The sequence below is a fragment of the Shewanella dokdonensis genome, from assembly GCF_018394335.1.
Classification (GTDB): Bacteria; Pseudomonadota; Gammaproteobacteria; order Enterobacterales; family Shewanellaceae; genus Shewanella; species Shewanella dokdonensis.
Genome location: NZ_CP074572.1, coordinates 647401 through 662689 on the forward strand (window position 1 = coordinate 647401; position 15289 = coordinate 662689).

The window sequence follows — 15289 nt, forward strand, 5'->3', positions numbered from 1 at the left end:
TACCTTACAGGAACTCTTCGCTGCCACCACCGCTCAGCATGATTTCACCGGCATCGGACAAACGACGAGCAATAGACAAGATCTCTTTCTGCGCCACTTCCACTTCGCTGACTCTGACGGGGCCCATAGCTTCCAGATCATCTCGCATAAGTTCAGCAGCACGTTTAGACATGTTATTGAAGATTTTTTCACGCAGTTGATCATCGGCACCTTTCAGTGCTTTCATCAACACATCTTGCTGTACTTCACGCAGCAAGGTCTGCATACCACGGTCGTCGACATCGATAAGGTTTTCGAAGACAAACATCAAATCCTGGATCTGCTGTGCCATCTCTTCGTCGGATTCTCGCAGGGTTTCCATCAACTGGCTTTCTACCGCGGTTTCCAAGTAGTTCATAATGTTGGCGGCCGCTTTCAGACCACCCATCTTCGCCGCCTGAGCGCCACCCTGACCGGCGAACTGTTTTTCCATGATATCGTTCAGTTCCTGCAAAGCGGCGGGCTGAACTTCTTCAAGGTTGGCAATACGCATCATCAGATCCAAGCGGGTGTTTTCTGGGAACTGCGCAAATATCTGCGCCGCCTGATCAGGCTCCAGATAAGACAGCACAATAGTTTGGATCTGTGGATGTTCATTCTGAATGATGCTGGCCACCTGCCGCGCATCCATCCATTTCAATGAATCCAACCCTTTGGCTCCGCTGCCCATGACTATCTGGTCAATCAAATTGCCGGCTTTGTCTTCACCTAGTGCGGCGGTCAGTGCCTTACGGATAAATTCCTGACTGTTAAAACCGATAGAGGAATATTTCTGAATGTCGTCCAGAAACAACTTATGCACGGCGGTAACGCGCTCCTGCCCGAATTCCTGCATACTCGCCATCGCCATCCCCACTTTCTGTACCTGTTTGGGTTCCAGATGTTTGAGAATAGACGCGGCATCTGCTTCGCTAAGACTCAGCAGTAATATTGCGGTTTTATCGATCCCGCTGAGGGACTTTACATCAAAATTGGCAGGCGCTTTGGCCTCTTCGTTATTTGCCATCGTCTTGTAACCAGTTTTTCACGACTTGAGTGGAGAGTTCCGGTTCATTAGCGACCAGCGCCCGGATAGCCTTAATCATATCATCATCTTTATGTAAATCGGGGATCAGGATAGAACCATCTTCTGCATAGCTGTACTCTGCATCCGGTTTATGCAGCATGCCCAGTGTGTCGGCGGCATACTGATCTTCGATATCGGCCAGATCATGTCCCAGTTGTGGCTCATCTGGCATATTGGTTTCGTTCGGGTAGATCAGCCGTTTCAGCATAGGCCGCACCACAAACAAGATCAGTACCAAAATAACCAAGGCGCCTAAAATCAGTTTTACAGCACGCCAGAACCAAGGTTGTTCCCACATGGGCACAGGCGGCAAAGCTTCTACCAGTTGATCCATGAATGGCACGGTCACCACTTCAATCACATCACCGCGTTGCGTATTGAAACCGATAGCACCTTCCAGCAAACGGCGGATATTGGCCATTTCGGCATCGGTACGTGGCACCCGGGTAGTTTGTCCATTAGCATCCGCAGGCCCAGATTTAAAATCCACGGCCACAGACACACTGACTCGCCGCACGTTGCCTATCTGCTGTTTGGTGTGGCTGATGGTGGTATCCAGCTCGTAATTGCGGGTAGCTTCATTGTGGCTGGTACTGGAAACCGGTTTTTCGGCATTTTCCCCAGTTGCCTGCTGCGGGATATTGGAGGCCATTGGTGGCTGATTTGTCAGCGCGCCAGGCACGCCACCATTAGTACCATTAACCGATTTATTATCTACCGTCATTTCACTGCGCAGCGCCGGTAAATCAGGATTAAACCGTTTGGCCGTTTGTTCAACCGCGGTGAAGTCCATATTCACATCAACCTGTGAAGTGAAGTTCTCAGGCCCCAGAATCGGGATCAAGATAGAATCGATCTTATTGCGATATTCCTGTTCTTTCTGCTGCACAAGTTCCAATTCACGTCTGGCTCTGGCCGACGTAGCATCTTGGCTGCCAGAATTTAACAAGCGACCAGAGGCATCTGTAACCGTAACTTTGCTGGGATCCATGCCATGCACCGCCGACGCAACAATATCAACAATCGCGTCAACTTCGCCCTGACCGAGGCCTCCTTTACGGGTAGTGACCACCACAGTAGCACTGGGTTCGGAGCGGGTACGGGCAAACACATTTTCTTTGGGCAATGCCAGGATCACTTTAGCCCGACTCACACTGTTAAGTTCTTCAATAGCATGCGCCAGATTCAATTCTTGGCTATGTTTGAGCCGTGCCTGTTCCATTCGCTGACTAACGCCAAAGCCAGAATCCTGATTTAAGAAATCCTTGTCTTCATTGGTGGTCGATACACCGGAGCGGCTCAGCAGCAGTTTCACTTGCTGATACTGGTCTTCTGGCACCTTGATAACATCGATATCAATTTTGTAAGGGATACGATTTTTATCCAGCACATCCAGCACTTGCACCTGCTGATCGGTATCCATTTTACCCAGCGGACGATATTCAGGCTCCTGCGCCCAGATCATGATAAATACAGCTAATGCCAAACAGATCGCCAAGACAAGGATCATACTGACTTGTCTCAACATATCGACACTGCCGAGCATGCCCATTACGCCGGACTTATTTTCCTGCTGGGCACCATTGTTGGTGCTAGGAAGAGTGGCGTTATTTTCTGCGACTAATTCTGTACTCACGTTAAATTCCCGCTATCGTGCTAATGGTGATTTATACCGGCATACTCATAATTTCTTTATAGGCTTCAACCAGCTTATTTCGAACCTGCACAGTGGCCTCAAAGGCAACGCTCGCCTTTTCTCGGGCAATCACTGTGTCTGACAAACTCACGCTGGTATCACCCATATCTAGACGGCTGGCGAGGCTAGAAGAGGTGGACTGTAATTCACTGACATGGCCCACAGCCTGACTCAACAAATTCGCAAAATCTGCACCACTGGTGTTATTCACTTGGCGCAAAGGTGAAGAGGATATAGGGTTAGGTGTGATTTCACCTTGCAATGACTGCATTTCTTGCAGTAGAGGGTTGCCACCGATTTGCATGATGTCGTCTCCTGTCGTCAGCCATTTGACGGCTTATCTGTAGATAAGCTGAGTAATGCAAGAAGGTTGCCAAAGATTAATGATTGGGGAAAAGATAATAAACGACAGGTTAACAAAACGGCAGCTCAAGGCTGCCATCGTGGTGATAAGCGGCGGTTAAGAGGCCTACGCGGGTAACTCAATCCCCATTTCCCGCATTCTAGCCATCTTGTATCTTAAGGTTCGAGCACTAATGCCCAGTTTTTCTGCCACTAACTTGCGGCTGCCATGACACTGATTGAGTGTCTCGAGGATAATCATATGTTCTTGTGCTTTAAGTTCATCCCCAAGGCCATCGGGTACATCGCTAGCCACATCGTTGTTAGTCTGTGCAACATCTTGCAGATCAATGACAATATCAGCAGCGTCAATCAGCTGATTACGATGTAGGATCAAGGCACGTTGAATCACATTATCCAGCTCACGCACATTCCCTGGCCAACGATGGCTCAACAGACGCCTTAGCGCGCTGTCAGAAAACGTTGGCATTGGCTGAATACTGCTGCTCTGGGCGTGTCGCTGCAACAAGTGTTTTGCCAGTGGCACAATATCGCCAGGCCGCTGACATAACGCTGGCCACGCCAGCGGAAAAACATTGATACGGTAATAAAGATCTTCACGAAAATCGCCTTTAGCAACCATCTCTTTCAAGTCACGGTTGGAAGTGGCTAACACTCTGACGTCTAACTTGATAGTTTTACGGCCGCCCAGCCGTTCCACTTCACGTTCCTGCAATACCCGCAATAGCTTAGCTTGCAAACCGAGATCCATTTCTGAGATCTCATCCAACAACAAGGTACCTAACTGCGCTTGTTCAAATTTACCAGGACAAGCCTGATAAGCTCCGGTAAACGCGCCTTTTTCATAGCCAAATAAGGTCGCTTCCAGCATGTTTTCAGGGATTGCAGCGCAGTTAATTGCCACAAATGGTGCATCAGCTCGAGGACTCTTCTGGTGGATATATCTTGCCAGAACCTCTTTGCCGGAGCCGCTAGGGCCGAGGATCATCACTGAGGCATCAGAGGCCGCAACGCGGCCAGCAAGCTCTAGCAATGCCACACTTTTGTCGTCTGCCACTACGGGAGCCCCGGTGCTGGCTTTTGGCCGTAAATAGCGGCTGACCTGATTGAGCAACACCTCTGGGGCAAATGGTTTTGCCAGATAATCCACCGCCCCCAGCTTAATTGCACTGACTGCGCTATCTATGGTGGCATAAGCAGTCATCAGCAATACGGGGATCGATGAATGATACTGTTTGAGGTAATCCAGCAGCCCCAGACCACCGATCCCAGGCATCTGCACGTCACTGATCACCATGTCAAACTGGCATTTTTTCAGTGCGACAATCGCGTCTTCCGCGCTTGCCACATCAACACATTGAAAACTGGCCATCAGTAAGGTGTCCAACAAAGCTTCCCGCAGAGAAACATCGTCCTCTACTAATAAGATCCGGATATCGTTCATGCGTTGTTGTCTCCAGAGATGTTGTTATCAATAAGCGGTAACATCAGCGTAAAACTGCAACCCTGACCGGGTTCACAACTGAGTGATAACTGTCCACCATGACTCTTCACCACTGACTGCACAACCGCAAGCCCCAGCCCCGTGCCATGTGTTTTGGTGGTATAAAACGGTTCCAGCACTTTGTGCTGGAGTTTTTTATCCAGTCCATGACCATTATCGGCAACGGTTAAACTGATGCTATCGGTGGCGCGACGCACCTGTAGCACAATCTCGCTAGCCTGGGCTTCAACACTGTTCATCACCAGATTGTTAATGGCGGAACTGAGGCCATGTAGGTTTGCAAGGATCTCACCATCACTAAGGATTTCGGCGGTCAAAACTACCTGGCGTTTGCCACAAATAGGCTCACAATTCATCATCACTTGTTGTACCACAGCTGACATTTGCACCCTTTCGCCTAGCTGTTCCTGTTTACCTTTGGCAATTAACAGCATGTCATTTACTTGCCGTTCAAGTTCACCTAGGCGACCAAGCAGTTTTTCCTGAAAGCGGTGACGTGAAGGCTGATCTAAGCGGGGATTGCCAAGATTCGAGGCATACAGTAATGCTGCAGATAACGGCGTGCGGATCTGGTGCGCCAAGTTGGCCACCATCTTTCCCAATGCGGATAAACGTTGCAGATGAGATAGATTCTGTTGCAACAAGCGAGTTTCAGTAAGGTCAGTGATCATGATCAGCTGACCCGGCTCAGGAGTAAGCGGTGTGATCGCCAGTTTCACCCGGCGGCCATTACGTAATGACACTTCATGTCCATCGTCTTTACGGGGCGCAAATGAGCGATTGATGATGCTGAGCCAACGCTCACCCACTAATGGGATATCCAGTAACGATTCCGCCACCGGATTGGCATCAGTCACTATGCCATCGCCATTAAGAATAACCACACCGGAAGGCATAGCCTGCAGTATATGCCCCATTCTGTTGGACATATTGGCGGCTTCCTTCACCTGGATCCATTGGTGTCCCCTATGGGAGATGGTTTCCAGCTGAGCAAGTGGTTGAGCAGCCATAAGAACCCCGTCAAAAAAATGCTGTTAACGAGGTAAAGCAGGTTTTATGCCAATAAATAATAGTTAAAAATCAGTAAGTTTGAACTTACTCTTTACTCATACCGTACTTACGCATCTTTTCAACTAAGGTGGTACGACGGATCCCCAGCATCTCGGCGGCACGGGCGACAACGTTATCTTGTTGATCTAAGGCCTGGCGGATCATGTCGATTTCCAACTCCGCCAACAGATCTTTAAGGTTAACACCTTCCGGTGGTAACTCGCTTGGGAAGCGGGTTTCAGGGATTTCTACCGGTTCATCATCACTAAAAATGGATGCCAACGCATCGCGTTCCTGCATCTCTTCACTGACATCTACAGAATATTCTGGGCCATCAATGTAGCGATATTTCACTGGTAAATCATTAACATCCACCAGCCCGCCCGGATAGAGAATCGTTAATCGTTCAACGAGATTGGAAAGTTCTCGGACATTGCCGGCCCAACCGTGCTCTTTAAGTGAATCAATCGCGCGTTGGGTAAAACGTACACGCCCTTTGCCTTCATTAAAGACCCGACTGACTAACTCTTGCAGCAATAGTGGAATATCATCTTTGCGCTCGGTCAGCGGTGGCATTTCTATTGGGAAAACATTCAGCCGATAGAACAAGTCTTCACGGAACTCACCCGCTTCGATCATGGCTTCCAAATTACGGTGAGTAGCAGCGACTACCCGTACATTCGCTTGAATTGCTTTGGCACCACCGACCCGTTCAAAAACCCGTTCCTGCAATACCCGTAACAGTTTCACCTGCATCTGCAACGGCATATCACCAATTTCATCCAGGAACAACGTCCCGCCTTCTGCCAATTCAAAACGCCCTTTACGAGCACTGATAGCCCCGGTGAACGAGCCTTTTTCATGGCCAAACAATTCACTTTCCAGCAACTCAGGAGGAATTGCCCCACAGTTCACGGGAATAAACGGACCATCGCGGCGCTCAGATAAATAATGGATATTACGGGCAACCACTTCTTTACCTGTCCCAGAGGGGCCAGTCACCAACACTGTTGCCCCAGACTCGGCGACTTGACTAATCAGGTGCCGAACATGGGCGATACCTTCACTACGGCCAACTAAGCTACGGAAGAGCTTAGTCTGATTCGCACTTGTCGGCACTTGCGGGCGCTTTATCTGCCCATAGACTTGGCAATAGTGCAGCAGTTCCGTCACCTGCGCATAGCTCAAAGGTTCATCAATGTTTCCCAGGATATTACTGGCAGCAAGCTCAAGCTTGCCGTAACTAAGAATAGGTTGCCAAGGAAGTCGGTTACTCAAAGCGTCGATCTGGGACTTTTCTAAGCACTCAGGAAGTAAAACCAAGGCCCGGCAACGTAACTCGGGTGTCAGTTTTTCCGCCACATCAGCAGCGATGAGATCCACCTGTTCCCCAATAAACTCCAACACACAGCTTAAGCGACTGGAACGCTCCGATGGATTACCGACAAGTAAAATTCGTTGATCTGTTTGCATCATTCAGTAGGCCGCTACGGTCTGATAATTATAGGTAATTATTTAATCTAATTGTTTTTGTGTGTCCAAAACCCATCACGAGACACAACTTATTATTCACGTTTATAGCGAAAGCCACAGCCATGCTGAATATTGTATTATCGGCAGGACATAAGCAACCCCGCGATCGATTTTATGTCTCAAACATTAAGATTTTAGACCAAATAGCGAAAGCCTACTGACAGAAGCGTCAAAAACATGACGACCGTTAAAAAATAGGCGCCCATTTTGGCGCCTATTTGTACAAACTCATTGAAGATTAAGCATGTTCTTTGTTGGCAGTGAGATAGTGCTTATCTGCCGGAATGGCATCCCATGCTTCTTTTATTTCTCTAATGATGGCGGTGACATCATCAAGTGCGACAGGATCGTTATTGACATTGGCTTCAGTGATCCGCCGAATAGCAAAATCATAAAGGCGATCTAGATTGGCAGCAATCTCACCGCCCGCCTCCATGTTAAGACTATTTTTTAGCCCAGTAATAATGCCAATAGCTTTATTAATGTATACACCTTTAGCCGCCAAATTGTGCTGCTCAATGGCAAAACGGCTTTGGGCCAGCCGTTCTAAAGCCCCGTTAAACATCAATTGGACAATGCGATGGGGCGAAGCTACTGCAATTTCACTTTCTAACGATACCTTACGATATGACTGCAGTGAACCTCTCATAATTACCTACCTGTTTGCATCTACGGACTTATAAATATTCAACTGATTCTTACTTTTCTGCATCACTGAAAGCAGATCTTGGCGATGTTGACGGATATCCATCGCTTTTTTTCAAATTTTCCTGAAAGAACCAACTGCTCATTCAACAACTGAGTATCTTTTTCCTCATTAAGATAAGCTGTTAGCAGTATTTGACGCCTGCGCACCATGTCTTGCAAATTTGATACCAAAATATCCGTATCTTCACTTTCAACGGGAGCAGCGAGCAATTGCGTAAGTAATTGGTCAAGCTGTTGATTTAATTCCTTTAATTCACCATTGTCAGCCATATCTCATTCCATCAATTATTTTTTCACTACGCCAGGAAGAGAAGATAATGCACTTACGACGCTTGAACCCTGGGAATTCAAATTACCCACCACTAAATCCATGGCATTGAACTGCTTAGTTAGCCTAGCTTGCAGCAAGTTCATCTTGATATCCAAAGATTCCCTTTGTTTATCAAGGCGCTTCTGTTCTTTGGTATACGAATCATTGCGGGAATCAATCAGACCACCAGATTTCACGTATCCCTTAACAATCTCATCCAGTGATGTTGCAATACCGCCGTCACTTGTATCCGCGGCAAACAGCGAAGCAATATCGCCCATTCTATTTGCCACCGCGTCATCCAACTTAGTAGAGTCGGTGTCGACCACTAACTTCCCGTATCTGTCAGTAGTGATACCAATATCATATAACGCAATAGAACCACTGTCGGTATTAACTCTGTTACTGAGTTTTGAACGGATCTGAGATTCAAGTGAACGCACCAACGAATCACCTTGCAATGCGCCAGCTGTTTCAGTATCAACATCGTAGGATGACAGCGCACTAATTTTATCCATCAGTGAATTATAAGCGTCAACGAACCCCTGAATATTACTTTTAACACCGTCATTATCTTGCGCAACAGTCACTGTTGTAGTTTGTGATGGATCGGCATCGCTGAGATCTAGCGTAACGCCGCTGATAGCATTCTCGATTTTATTGCTTTGAGATGTCAGAGTCTGACCATCAATGTGGATCACCGAATTAGCGGCGGACTGCAAAGTTTCCAGATTACCGCTACCAAACATGGTAGAGAGCTCGGCCCCAGAGGGAGTGACCGTCATCTGATTATCTGTTCCGGTATTGTCTGAGGTAAAAACTAAGCGACTACCGGCATCAGTGCTGATGACAGTAGCAGTTACACCTACATTGTCGCTAGCACTATTAATTTTGTCGGCAATATTGGCAAGGGTATCAGTGCCCGCGACATCCACGGTAAACTCACTACCACTTATCGCAAATTTTAAGCTGCCACTACCAATGGCCGCTGAAGCATCAGACGTTGCTAGACCCGCCAGTTTTTGCGACTTCGCCAACGAGTCGACGACTATGTTATATGAACCAGATGCAGCATTTTTATCTGCTGTAGCAGTAAAATAATTATCCTTACTTTGAGTAACTTTACGTAAATTCAACGCGTCACCAGAATTGAGTTTACTTAAAGCATCCTGAAACGAAGACAGTGCGCTTTTCAGTGACCCAATAGCTGACACTTTAGAATCTAGGGTATTTTCTCTATCATCCAGCAACGCTTTCTTTGGCGTACGTTCAGCGCTGACCAAAGTATCTACGATATTCGTAATATTCAAGCCAGAACCGATGCCTGTTGATGTAATAGCCATTATACCCTCCTTCGTGAAGTGACTTCGTTATGCTTCTGTTTTCATCAGTAAACCATCAGCAACTTCCGACAGTTTTTCCGCCAGTTTCAGCGCTTCTTCTGATGGTATTTGCCTAATCACGTCACCAGAATTCATATCTAACACACTGACGACACTTTTACCGGACTTATCGTCAACGCGAAACTCTAACCCTTTGCGCATCAAATCCATCGTGTGCGAAAGTTGCTCAGTAACACTCTGAAGCTGCTCTGGAGTGGTCGCATCTTGGACAGATGACGCTGAAGTGCCAGTTGAGTCCTTAGTTTCTGTCGTTTTCTGTAACGCCAATTCTGATGAGGTCAAAGACTTGGTTTTTGGCGAAGTCTGAACAACATCAGGCTTGGTAATTGCGGCGTTAGATGAACTGACATTTAAATCAATCATCGTTACCTCCATTAAGCATTCAATAACCGATTATCTATAACATAGTAAAAAGGAGCTTCGTGTCACCGAATCTCCCTTACACCACGTTGTCCAGAGTGTTCCCTGAAACTAATTACAACAGTGACAGCGCGACTTGAGGCAACTGATTAGCCTGTGACAGCATCGCCGCACCAGTCTGCTGCAGCACTTGATACTTGGTCATGGAAGACGTTTCTTTGGCGAAATCGACGTCCACAATACGGCTCTTAGCATCAGCTACGTTAGCCTGTACGTTCTGGCTGTTGCTGATGTTATAGGACAAACGGTTCTGAACCGCACCTAGCTTACCACGTTGAGTATCAATGGTTTTGATGGCAGCATCAATTTTTGCCAGCGCAGATGTACGATTTGCTGACGTTGCCACAGCTAAAGAACCGACACCAAGAGCAGAAGAATCTGTTTTAGCAACAGTTACTGTAACATTTTCACCGCTCTGGTGACCCACTTGGAAACTTTTACCACTGGCAAAAGTGCCATCCAACAATTTGGTATCACCGAAAGCCGTATTGCTACCAATAGCAGAGATTTCGGCACTTAACGCATCCATTTCGTCCTTGATGGAAGACAAATCCGCAGTACTGTTAGCACCGTTACCTGCTTGCACTGTCAAGTCACGCATACGCTGCAACATGTTGGTCTGTTGTTGCATCGCACCTTCTGAAATTTGTGCAATAGAAATCGCGTCATTGGCATTACGCATACCAACATCCAAACCATTAATCTGGCTGTTGAGTCGGTCTGAAATCGCCAACCCTGCTGCGTCATCTTTGGCGCTGTTGATACGCAAACCAGAAGACAACCGCTCCATTGAAGTCGCCAGCGCACTATTTGATTGATTGACGTTCTTCTGAGCTTTCATTGAAGTGACGTTAGTATTTACGGTAATAGCCATAACAATTTCCTCTTTCTACCTGACTTAGGAATATCTAGCCTGTCTTGATGCTTAAGCCAGGCGGATTTAACTGGTTACAGTCTATTTAACGGCACATACTTCAAGAGCTTTAGAAATTTTTATTGCAAATTAAAAAATTTTTTTAAGATATTGTTTATAAAATAATTAATCCACGTCCAATTACGGGCGTGGATTATACCAATCATCAATCAAGCGCTCATTATTGCAGCAAGCTTAATGCCACTTGAGGTAACTGATTTGCCTGTGACAGCATCGCCGCCCCGGTTTGTTGCAGCACCTGATTTTTCGTCATGGTAGAGGTTTCTTTGGCGAAGTCCACATCCACGATACGACTCTTGGCATCGGCCACGTTAGCCTGTACGTTTTGGCTGTTACTGATGTTGTAGGACAAACGGTTTTGAACCGCACCCAGTTTGCCACGTTGGGTATCAATGGACTTAATCGCCGCATCAATTTTTGTTAATGCAGAGGTTCGACCCACAGAAGAATTAATGGTTAAAGATGCGACAGACAACGAAGTTGAATCTAACTTACCAACAGAAACCGTGATGGTTTCATCGCCTTGATGCCCAACCTGGAAGACTTTACCTGAAGCAAAATCACCGGTTAACAACTTAGTATCACCGAATGCAGTACTATTGCCAATCGCTGAAATTTCATCACGCAAAGCATCCATTTCGTCTTGGATAGAAGCTAAGTCTGCCGTACTGTTAGCACCGTTTGCCGCCTGAACCGTTAAATCACGCATACGTTGCAACATGTTGGTTTGTTCTTGCATCGCGCCTTCAGAAATCTGCGCAATAGAGATGGCGTCATTAGCATTGCGCATACCGACATCGAGACCGCGGATCTGGCTGTTGAGGCGATCTGAAATTGCCAGACCAGCCGCATCGTCTTTAGCGCTGTTAATGCGCAAGCCAGAAGACAACCGCTCCATTGAAGTCGATAACGCACTGCTAGATGAGTTCAGGTTTTTTGTGCCTTCATGGAAGTCACGTTCGTATTAACAGTAATAGCCATGTAAAATTCCTCTTCCTAGTTTTCACGCCAAGACTCGGAGCTTGGCTAACTTAGTTAACAAGTTTTCGATGAACCAACTTTGCCAGTCCTTAACGAGAACGCTCAAAGCTGACGCCATATTCCTTACAAGTAATCAAACAGCGAAACAGAGCCTACTTTGCTAAACAGGCTTGATACTGCATTCGTTGCCAACTGTTGTTTCTGGTATTCGGTTACAGCAGAGGCGTAGTCCAAATCCTGTAAAACTGATAGCGCAGAACTGTTAACTAACTTAGTATCCGCATGGTTGTCGGAATAACTGTCCAAGCTACTGAGACTGGTCCCGGCTTGGCTACGACCGATGCGGATCTGATCTACGCCACTATCAAAGTTATTCAAGAGTTGTGCCAACTGTGCTTTTCCGGCTGGAGTGTTGATCTCATCGCCATTTTCAAACAGATCAATCGTCTGCTGCACAGTGTCAAAAATGCTGACAGAGTCCTGCGGCGCAATAGAAAAACTGTCGCCCGCGTTCGGCGAACCGTCGACAGAAACATCTATCCCATTGAAAGATATTGGATTTGTTGGATCGAAATTGTTAATAGTTGTCACTAAAGAGCTGGCAGAATCGAAGACTTGTACATCAAGGCCACCACTGCCGTTATCGATAAAACTAAAGCTGTAGTCCCCAGGAACATAGCTTGCTGGATCACTGATAGTCGTAGAATTGACAGAAAATTCACCGGTCTGAGCCGCCGAATAATTGACGCTAAAATCACCCATTGCGTTGGGCGCCTTCATAAATGCAGCATCGCCGGCAATATTAGTTGGCATGGCAATCCCTGCGGCAACTAACGCAGTACGCACACCGCTGTCGCCGCTGTAAACCATGTTACCGCTATTATCAAAAGCAAAGGGTTGAGTATCGCTTTTAGCCCCAGCGAAGAGATAATTACCTGATTCATCCTGAGAATTGGCAATCGCTTGTAATTCCGCCAAACTACTGCGCAGTTCATCGGCAAATCCTTGCCGCTCATCGGCGGTATAAGTACCATTCACCGCCGCCAACATGCGATCGCGGATTGACATTGACAAGGATTCGGCATCGCCTAATTGGCTTTCAGCCAATGACAAATGCTTATTTGCATAGTCAATATTTTTCTGAAACTGTTGGATCAGTGAATTTTGCTGATTCAGGTTATCAATGCCAATTGCAGCCACAGGATCGTCTCCCGCAGTGTTGACCTGCTTACCGCTGGAAAGCTGATCCATTAGCTTAGAGGTCTGTGTTTGGCTGCGATTAAGGCTGGAAACGTTCTGATTAAACATCTGTGCGGTGGATATACGCATGATCACCACTCCTACTGAACAGCATTAAATAAAGTGTCAAAAATCGAATTCGCTGTAGTCATAATTCGCGCAGAAGCCATATACGCCTGCTGAAACCTCATCAGGTTGGCCGCTTCTTCATCAAGGTTGACGCCAGATTCAGATTGCACCCGGTTATAAGCCTGGTCGTAAATGCTCTGGGCTGAGTTCATGCTGACTTCGGCGGCTTTCGTTTGGCTACCCACATTCAGCTTGGTCTGCTGAAAAACGTCAGCCAAAGTGGCTTTACCGCCTTCCATTATTTTGCTGTCAGCCAAATCGGCCATCGCCACGGCGTTGCGGTTGTCACCCACTGCAAAGCTCAGATCAAAAGTAAATGAGTCAGTGCCGCCCGAGAGTGAATCCAATTGAAAGGTAAAACCGTTGTCGCTGATCTGCGGTGGATTACCAGTAGCAGCGCCAAAGCTTACTACCGTACCAGCGGCGTCTAACGCCTGATAAGTTGGCGGGACAACAGAGGAATCAATAGTGTATGTCAGTTCAGTCCCGGTCTTGGGAAACGTCGCCGCGCTACGATTATCAATACTGACCAGCGATAATTCGGTGTTACCACTGTTAGCGGCATCAGCACTAATGGTTGGTGAGGCAGCGGCAACGCCTTTAGGATCCGTCATTTCGACTTGCAGGGTGCCAGCGGCATTAGCTGTAGGACGGATCTCAAACCGATCACCAGCAGCTAACGTTCCAGAATTAATATTGATAGCAAAACCCTCTGCACCTTCTAGCGTTGTGCCATTAAGTGTCAGATTCGTCACCGTCCCAGTTTGATTATTAGTCAGTTCGTAAGTACCACTGCTGGTATAGCGCAACAGGTAACTATCTCCGGTAAGCGCGCCGACATCATCTAACGTGGCACTGAGGAGAGCAGTACCAGTATTGGTGGAATAGGCACCGACCCGACCTTGAGCCATGAGCGGATCGTTGATATCAGTAAAAATATTCTGACCAACCTGACCGTTCAGATCGAACCCTTGTGCCTGGCAAGCTGTTAAACGCATCAGCCACCCCCAGTGCCATTTGCCCCAACTGCTGAGAAGCTGGTTGCAGCGTATTGTCTCGATAGTCGTAAAGTGCTCCGAGCTGGCCACCAAGCTTAGCGGCATCCACTTTTAACGTGCTGTTTCCCAATGTGTATGTCAGGTCTGACTCTGTTGGATAAGGGTCACCAGTAACGGTTCCCATCGACATGGCGACTTCACCAGACACCAGCATAAAAGAACTGCCCATCATGATGCTGCGGCCACCGTTATCCAGTGGGATAACATTCACTTCCGCGTACTGGCTCAGTTCCTTAATCAGCGCATCCTGTTTATCAAGCAGTTGCGGATCCTGCTTATCTGTTTTCATCAACTCTTTATTGATGTTGGCCATTTCAGTACTGATTTCGTTAACGCGGTCGGTGATACCAGAGATCTCATCGTTGGTTTGCTGCATCTGGTTATCAAGATAGCCATCCATCTGATTAAAGTTAGCCGCCAGTTGTTGTGCTGAACTTAGCACTGTCTGTCGAACGCCCAAATCAGAAGGCTGATCCGCCAAGTCATTCACGCTAGAAAAAACGAGTCCAACGAAGATGTTAAGGTACCGCCTGTTTTTGAAAGCAACTCATCAAGCCCGCTGAGTTTGTTGTAATGGGTCTCAGCTGTGCTCAGCGCAGTTTGGCCAATGCGCAGTTCCCGCGTGGCATAATCGTTATAGATACGTTTTACATCAGAGACATAAGTGCCAGTACCATAGTAGTTACCGCCCATGTACTGGGAGTTCTGACTCGCTTGAGTCACCACCTGCCGGTTGTAGCCCTCGGTGTTTATGTTGCTGATGTTATTACTGGTCACCCCAATCTGGGACTGGGCCGCCAGCACCCCGGTACGGGCAATGTTTAATAAATCAACAGACATGATGTAAACTCCTGTT

General features: G+C 47.2%; 12 protein-coding genes and 2 pseudogenes. All 14 read right to left on the reverse strand.

Going from position 1 to position 15289, the window contains the following annotated elements:
- Nucleotides 1–4: 4 nt before the first annotated feature.
- The 14 genes and pseudogenes from fliG to flgK all read right to left on the reverse strand — a co-directional run bounded on the left by fliG (nt 5) and on the right by flgK (nt 15273).
- Nucleotides 5–1045 (reverse strand): flagellar motor switch protein FliG, encoded by a 1041-nt coding sequence (fliG, locus tag KHX94_RS03080; protein ID WP_213682323.1) that lies wholly within the window; start codon nt 1043–1045, stop codon nt 5–7.
- On the reverse strand, nt 1035–2741 hold the full coding sequence (fliF, locus tag KHX94_RS03085; RefSeq protein ID WP_213682324.1) for a flagellar basal-body MS-ring/collar protein FliF: 1707 nt from the start codon (nt 2739–2741) through the stop codon (nt 1035–1037). Before fliF ends, fliG begins: the two co-directional genes overlap by 11 nt.
- Nucleotides 2742–2772: 31 nt before the next feature.
- The gene (gene fliE / locus KHX94_RS03090; protein WP_213682325.1) at nt 2773–3105 is read right to left on the reverse strand and encodes a flagellar hook-basal body complex protein FliE; all 333 of its coding nucleotides are present in this window, start codon (nt 3103–3105) and stop codon (nt 2773–2775) included.
- Between the two features lie 165 nt (nt 3106–3270).
- Entirely contained in the window at nt 3271–4608 is a 1338-nt protein-coding gene (locus KHX94_RS03095; RefSeq protein ID WP_213682326.1) for a sigma-54-dependent transcriptional regulator, read from the reverse strand.
- Nucleotides 4605–5678, reverse strand: coding sequence for a sensor histidine kinase (locus KHX94_RS03100; RefSeq protein ID WP_213682327.1), 1074 nt, complete (start codon nt 5676–5678; stop codon nt 4605–4607). The genes KHX94_RS03095 and KHX94_RS03100 overlap by 4 nt, the downstream gene beginning before the upstream one ends.
- An 85-nt stretch (nt 5679–5763) precedes the next feature.
- A complete protein-coding gene (locus KHX94_RS03105) occupies nt 5764–7194 on the reverse strand; it encodes a sigma-54 dependent transcriptional regulator (RefSeq protein WP_280529612.1) in 1431 nt (476 codons plus the stop codon).
- A 295-nt stretch (nt 7195–7489) separates the two neighbouring features.
- The gene (fliS, locus tag KHX94_RS03110; protein ID WP_213682328.1) at nt 7490–7900 is read right to left on the reverse strand and encodes a flagellar export chaperone FliS; all 411 of its coding nucleotides are present in this window, start codon (nt 7898–7900) and stop codon (nt 7490–7492) included.
- Nucleotides 7901–7962: 62 nt separating this feature from the next.
- Nucleotides 7963–8229, reverse strand: coding sequence for a hypothetical protein (locus tag KHX94_RS03115; protein ID WP_213682329.1), 267 nt, complete (start codon nt 8227–8229; stop codon nt 7963–7965).
- Nucleotides 8230–8244: 15 nt separating this feature from the next.
- Nucleotides 8245–9612 carry a flagellar filament capping protein FliD gene (gene fliD, locus KHX94_RS03120; protein ID WP_213682330.1) on the reverse strand — a complete coding sequence of 456 codons (1368 nt, stop codon included), beginning with the start codon at nt 9610–9612 and terminating at the stop codon, nt 8245–8247.
- A gap of 27 nt (nt 9613–9639) precedes the next feature.
- On the reverse strand, nt 9640–10032 hold the full coding sequence (locus tag KHX94_RS03125) for a flagellar protein FlaG (RefSeq protein ID WP_425314058.1): 393 nt from the start codon (nt 10030–10032) through the stop codon (nt 9640–9642).
- A 115-nt stretch (nt 10033–10147) separates the two neighbouring features.
- Nucleotides 10148–10966, reverse strand: a complete 819-nt coding sequence (locus tag KHX94_RS03130; RefSeq protein WP_213682332.1) for a flagellin N-terminal helical domain-containing protein — start codon at nt 10964–10966, stop codon at nt 10148–10150.
- Between the two features lie 220 nt (nt 10967–11186).
- Nucleotides 11187–12007 (reverse strand): annotated as a pseudogene (locus KHX94_RS03135) (flagellin N-terminal helical domain-containing protein).
- Between the two features lie 123 nt (nt 12008–12130).
- Nucleotides 12131–13336: a flagellar hook-associated protein FlgL gene (gene flgL / locus KHX94_RS03140; protein ID WP_213682333.1), complete on the reverse strand. Its 1206-nt coding sequence runs from the start codon at nt 13334–13336 to the stop codon at nt 12131–12133.
- 11 nt (nt 13337–13347) lie between these two features.
- A pseudogene (gene flgK, locus KHX94_RS03145) lies at nt 13348–15273 on the reverse strand (flagellar hook-associated protein FlgK).
- Nucleotides 15274–15289 lie beyond the last annotated feature (16 nt).

What these genes read in the sequence shown, in the direction of transcription:
- fliE (WP_213682325.1), bottom strand. Translation starts at nt 3,105, where the DNA reads ATGCAAATCGGTGGCAACCCTCTACTGCAAGAAATGCAGTCATTGCAA.
- KHX94_RS03130 (WP_213682332.1), bottom strand. Translation starts at nt 10,966, where the DNA reads ATGGCTATTACCGTAAATACTAACGTCACTTCAATGAAAGCTCAGAAG.
- KHX94_RS03095 (WP_213682326.1), bottom strand. Translation starts at nt 4,608, where the DNA reads ATGAACGATATCCGGATCTTATTAGTAGAGGACGATGTTTCTCTGCGG.
- fliS (WP_213682328.1), bottom strand. Translation starts at nt 7,900, where the DNA reads ATGAGAGGTTCACTGCAGTCATATCGTAAGGTATCGTTAGAAAGTGAA.
- flgL (WP_213682333.1), bottom strand. Translation starts at nt 13,336, where the DNA reads ATGCGTATATCCACCGCACAGATGTTTAATCAGAACGTTTCCAGCCTT.
- KHX94_RS03100 (WP_213682327.1), bottom strand. Translation starts at nt 5,678, where the DNA reads ATGGCTGCTCAACCACTTGCTCAGCTGGAAACCATCTCCCATAGGGGA.
- fliG (WP_213682323.1), bottom strand. Translation starts at nt 1,045, where the DNA reads ATGGCAAATAACGAAGAGGCCAAAGCGCCTGCCAATTTTGATGTAAAG.
- KHX94_RS03105 (WP_280529612.1), bottom strand. Translation starts at nt 7,194, where the DNA reads ATGATGCAAACAGATCAACGAATTTTACTTGTCGGTAATCCATCGGAG.
- KHX94_RS03115 (WP_213682329.1), bottom strand. Translation starts at nt 8,229, where the DNA reads ATGGCTGACAATGGTGAATTAAAGGAATTAAATCAACAGCTTGACCAA.
- fliD (WP_213682330.1), bottom strand. Translation starts at nt 9,612, where the DNA reads ATGGCTATTACATCAACAGGCATCGGTTCTGGCTTGAATATTACGAAT.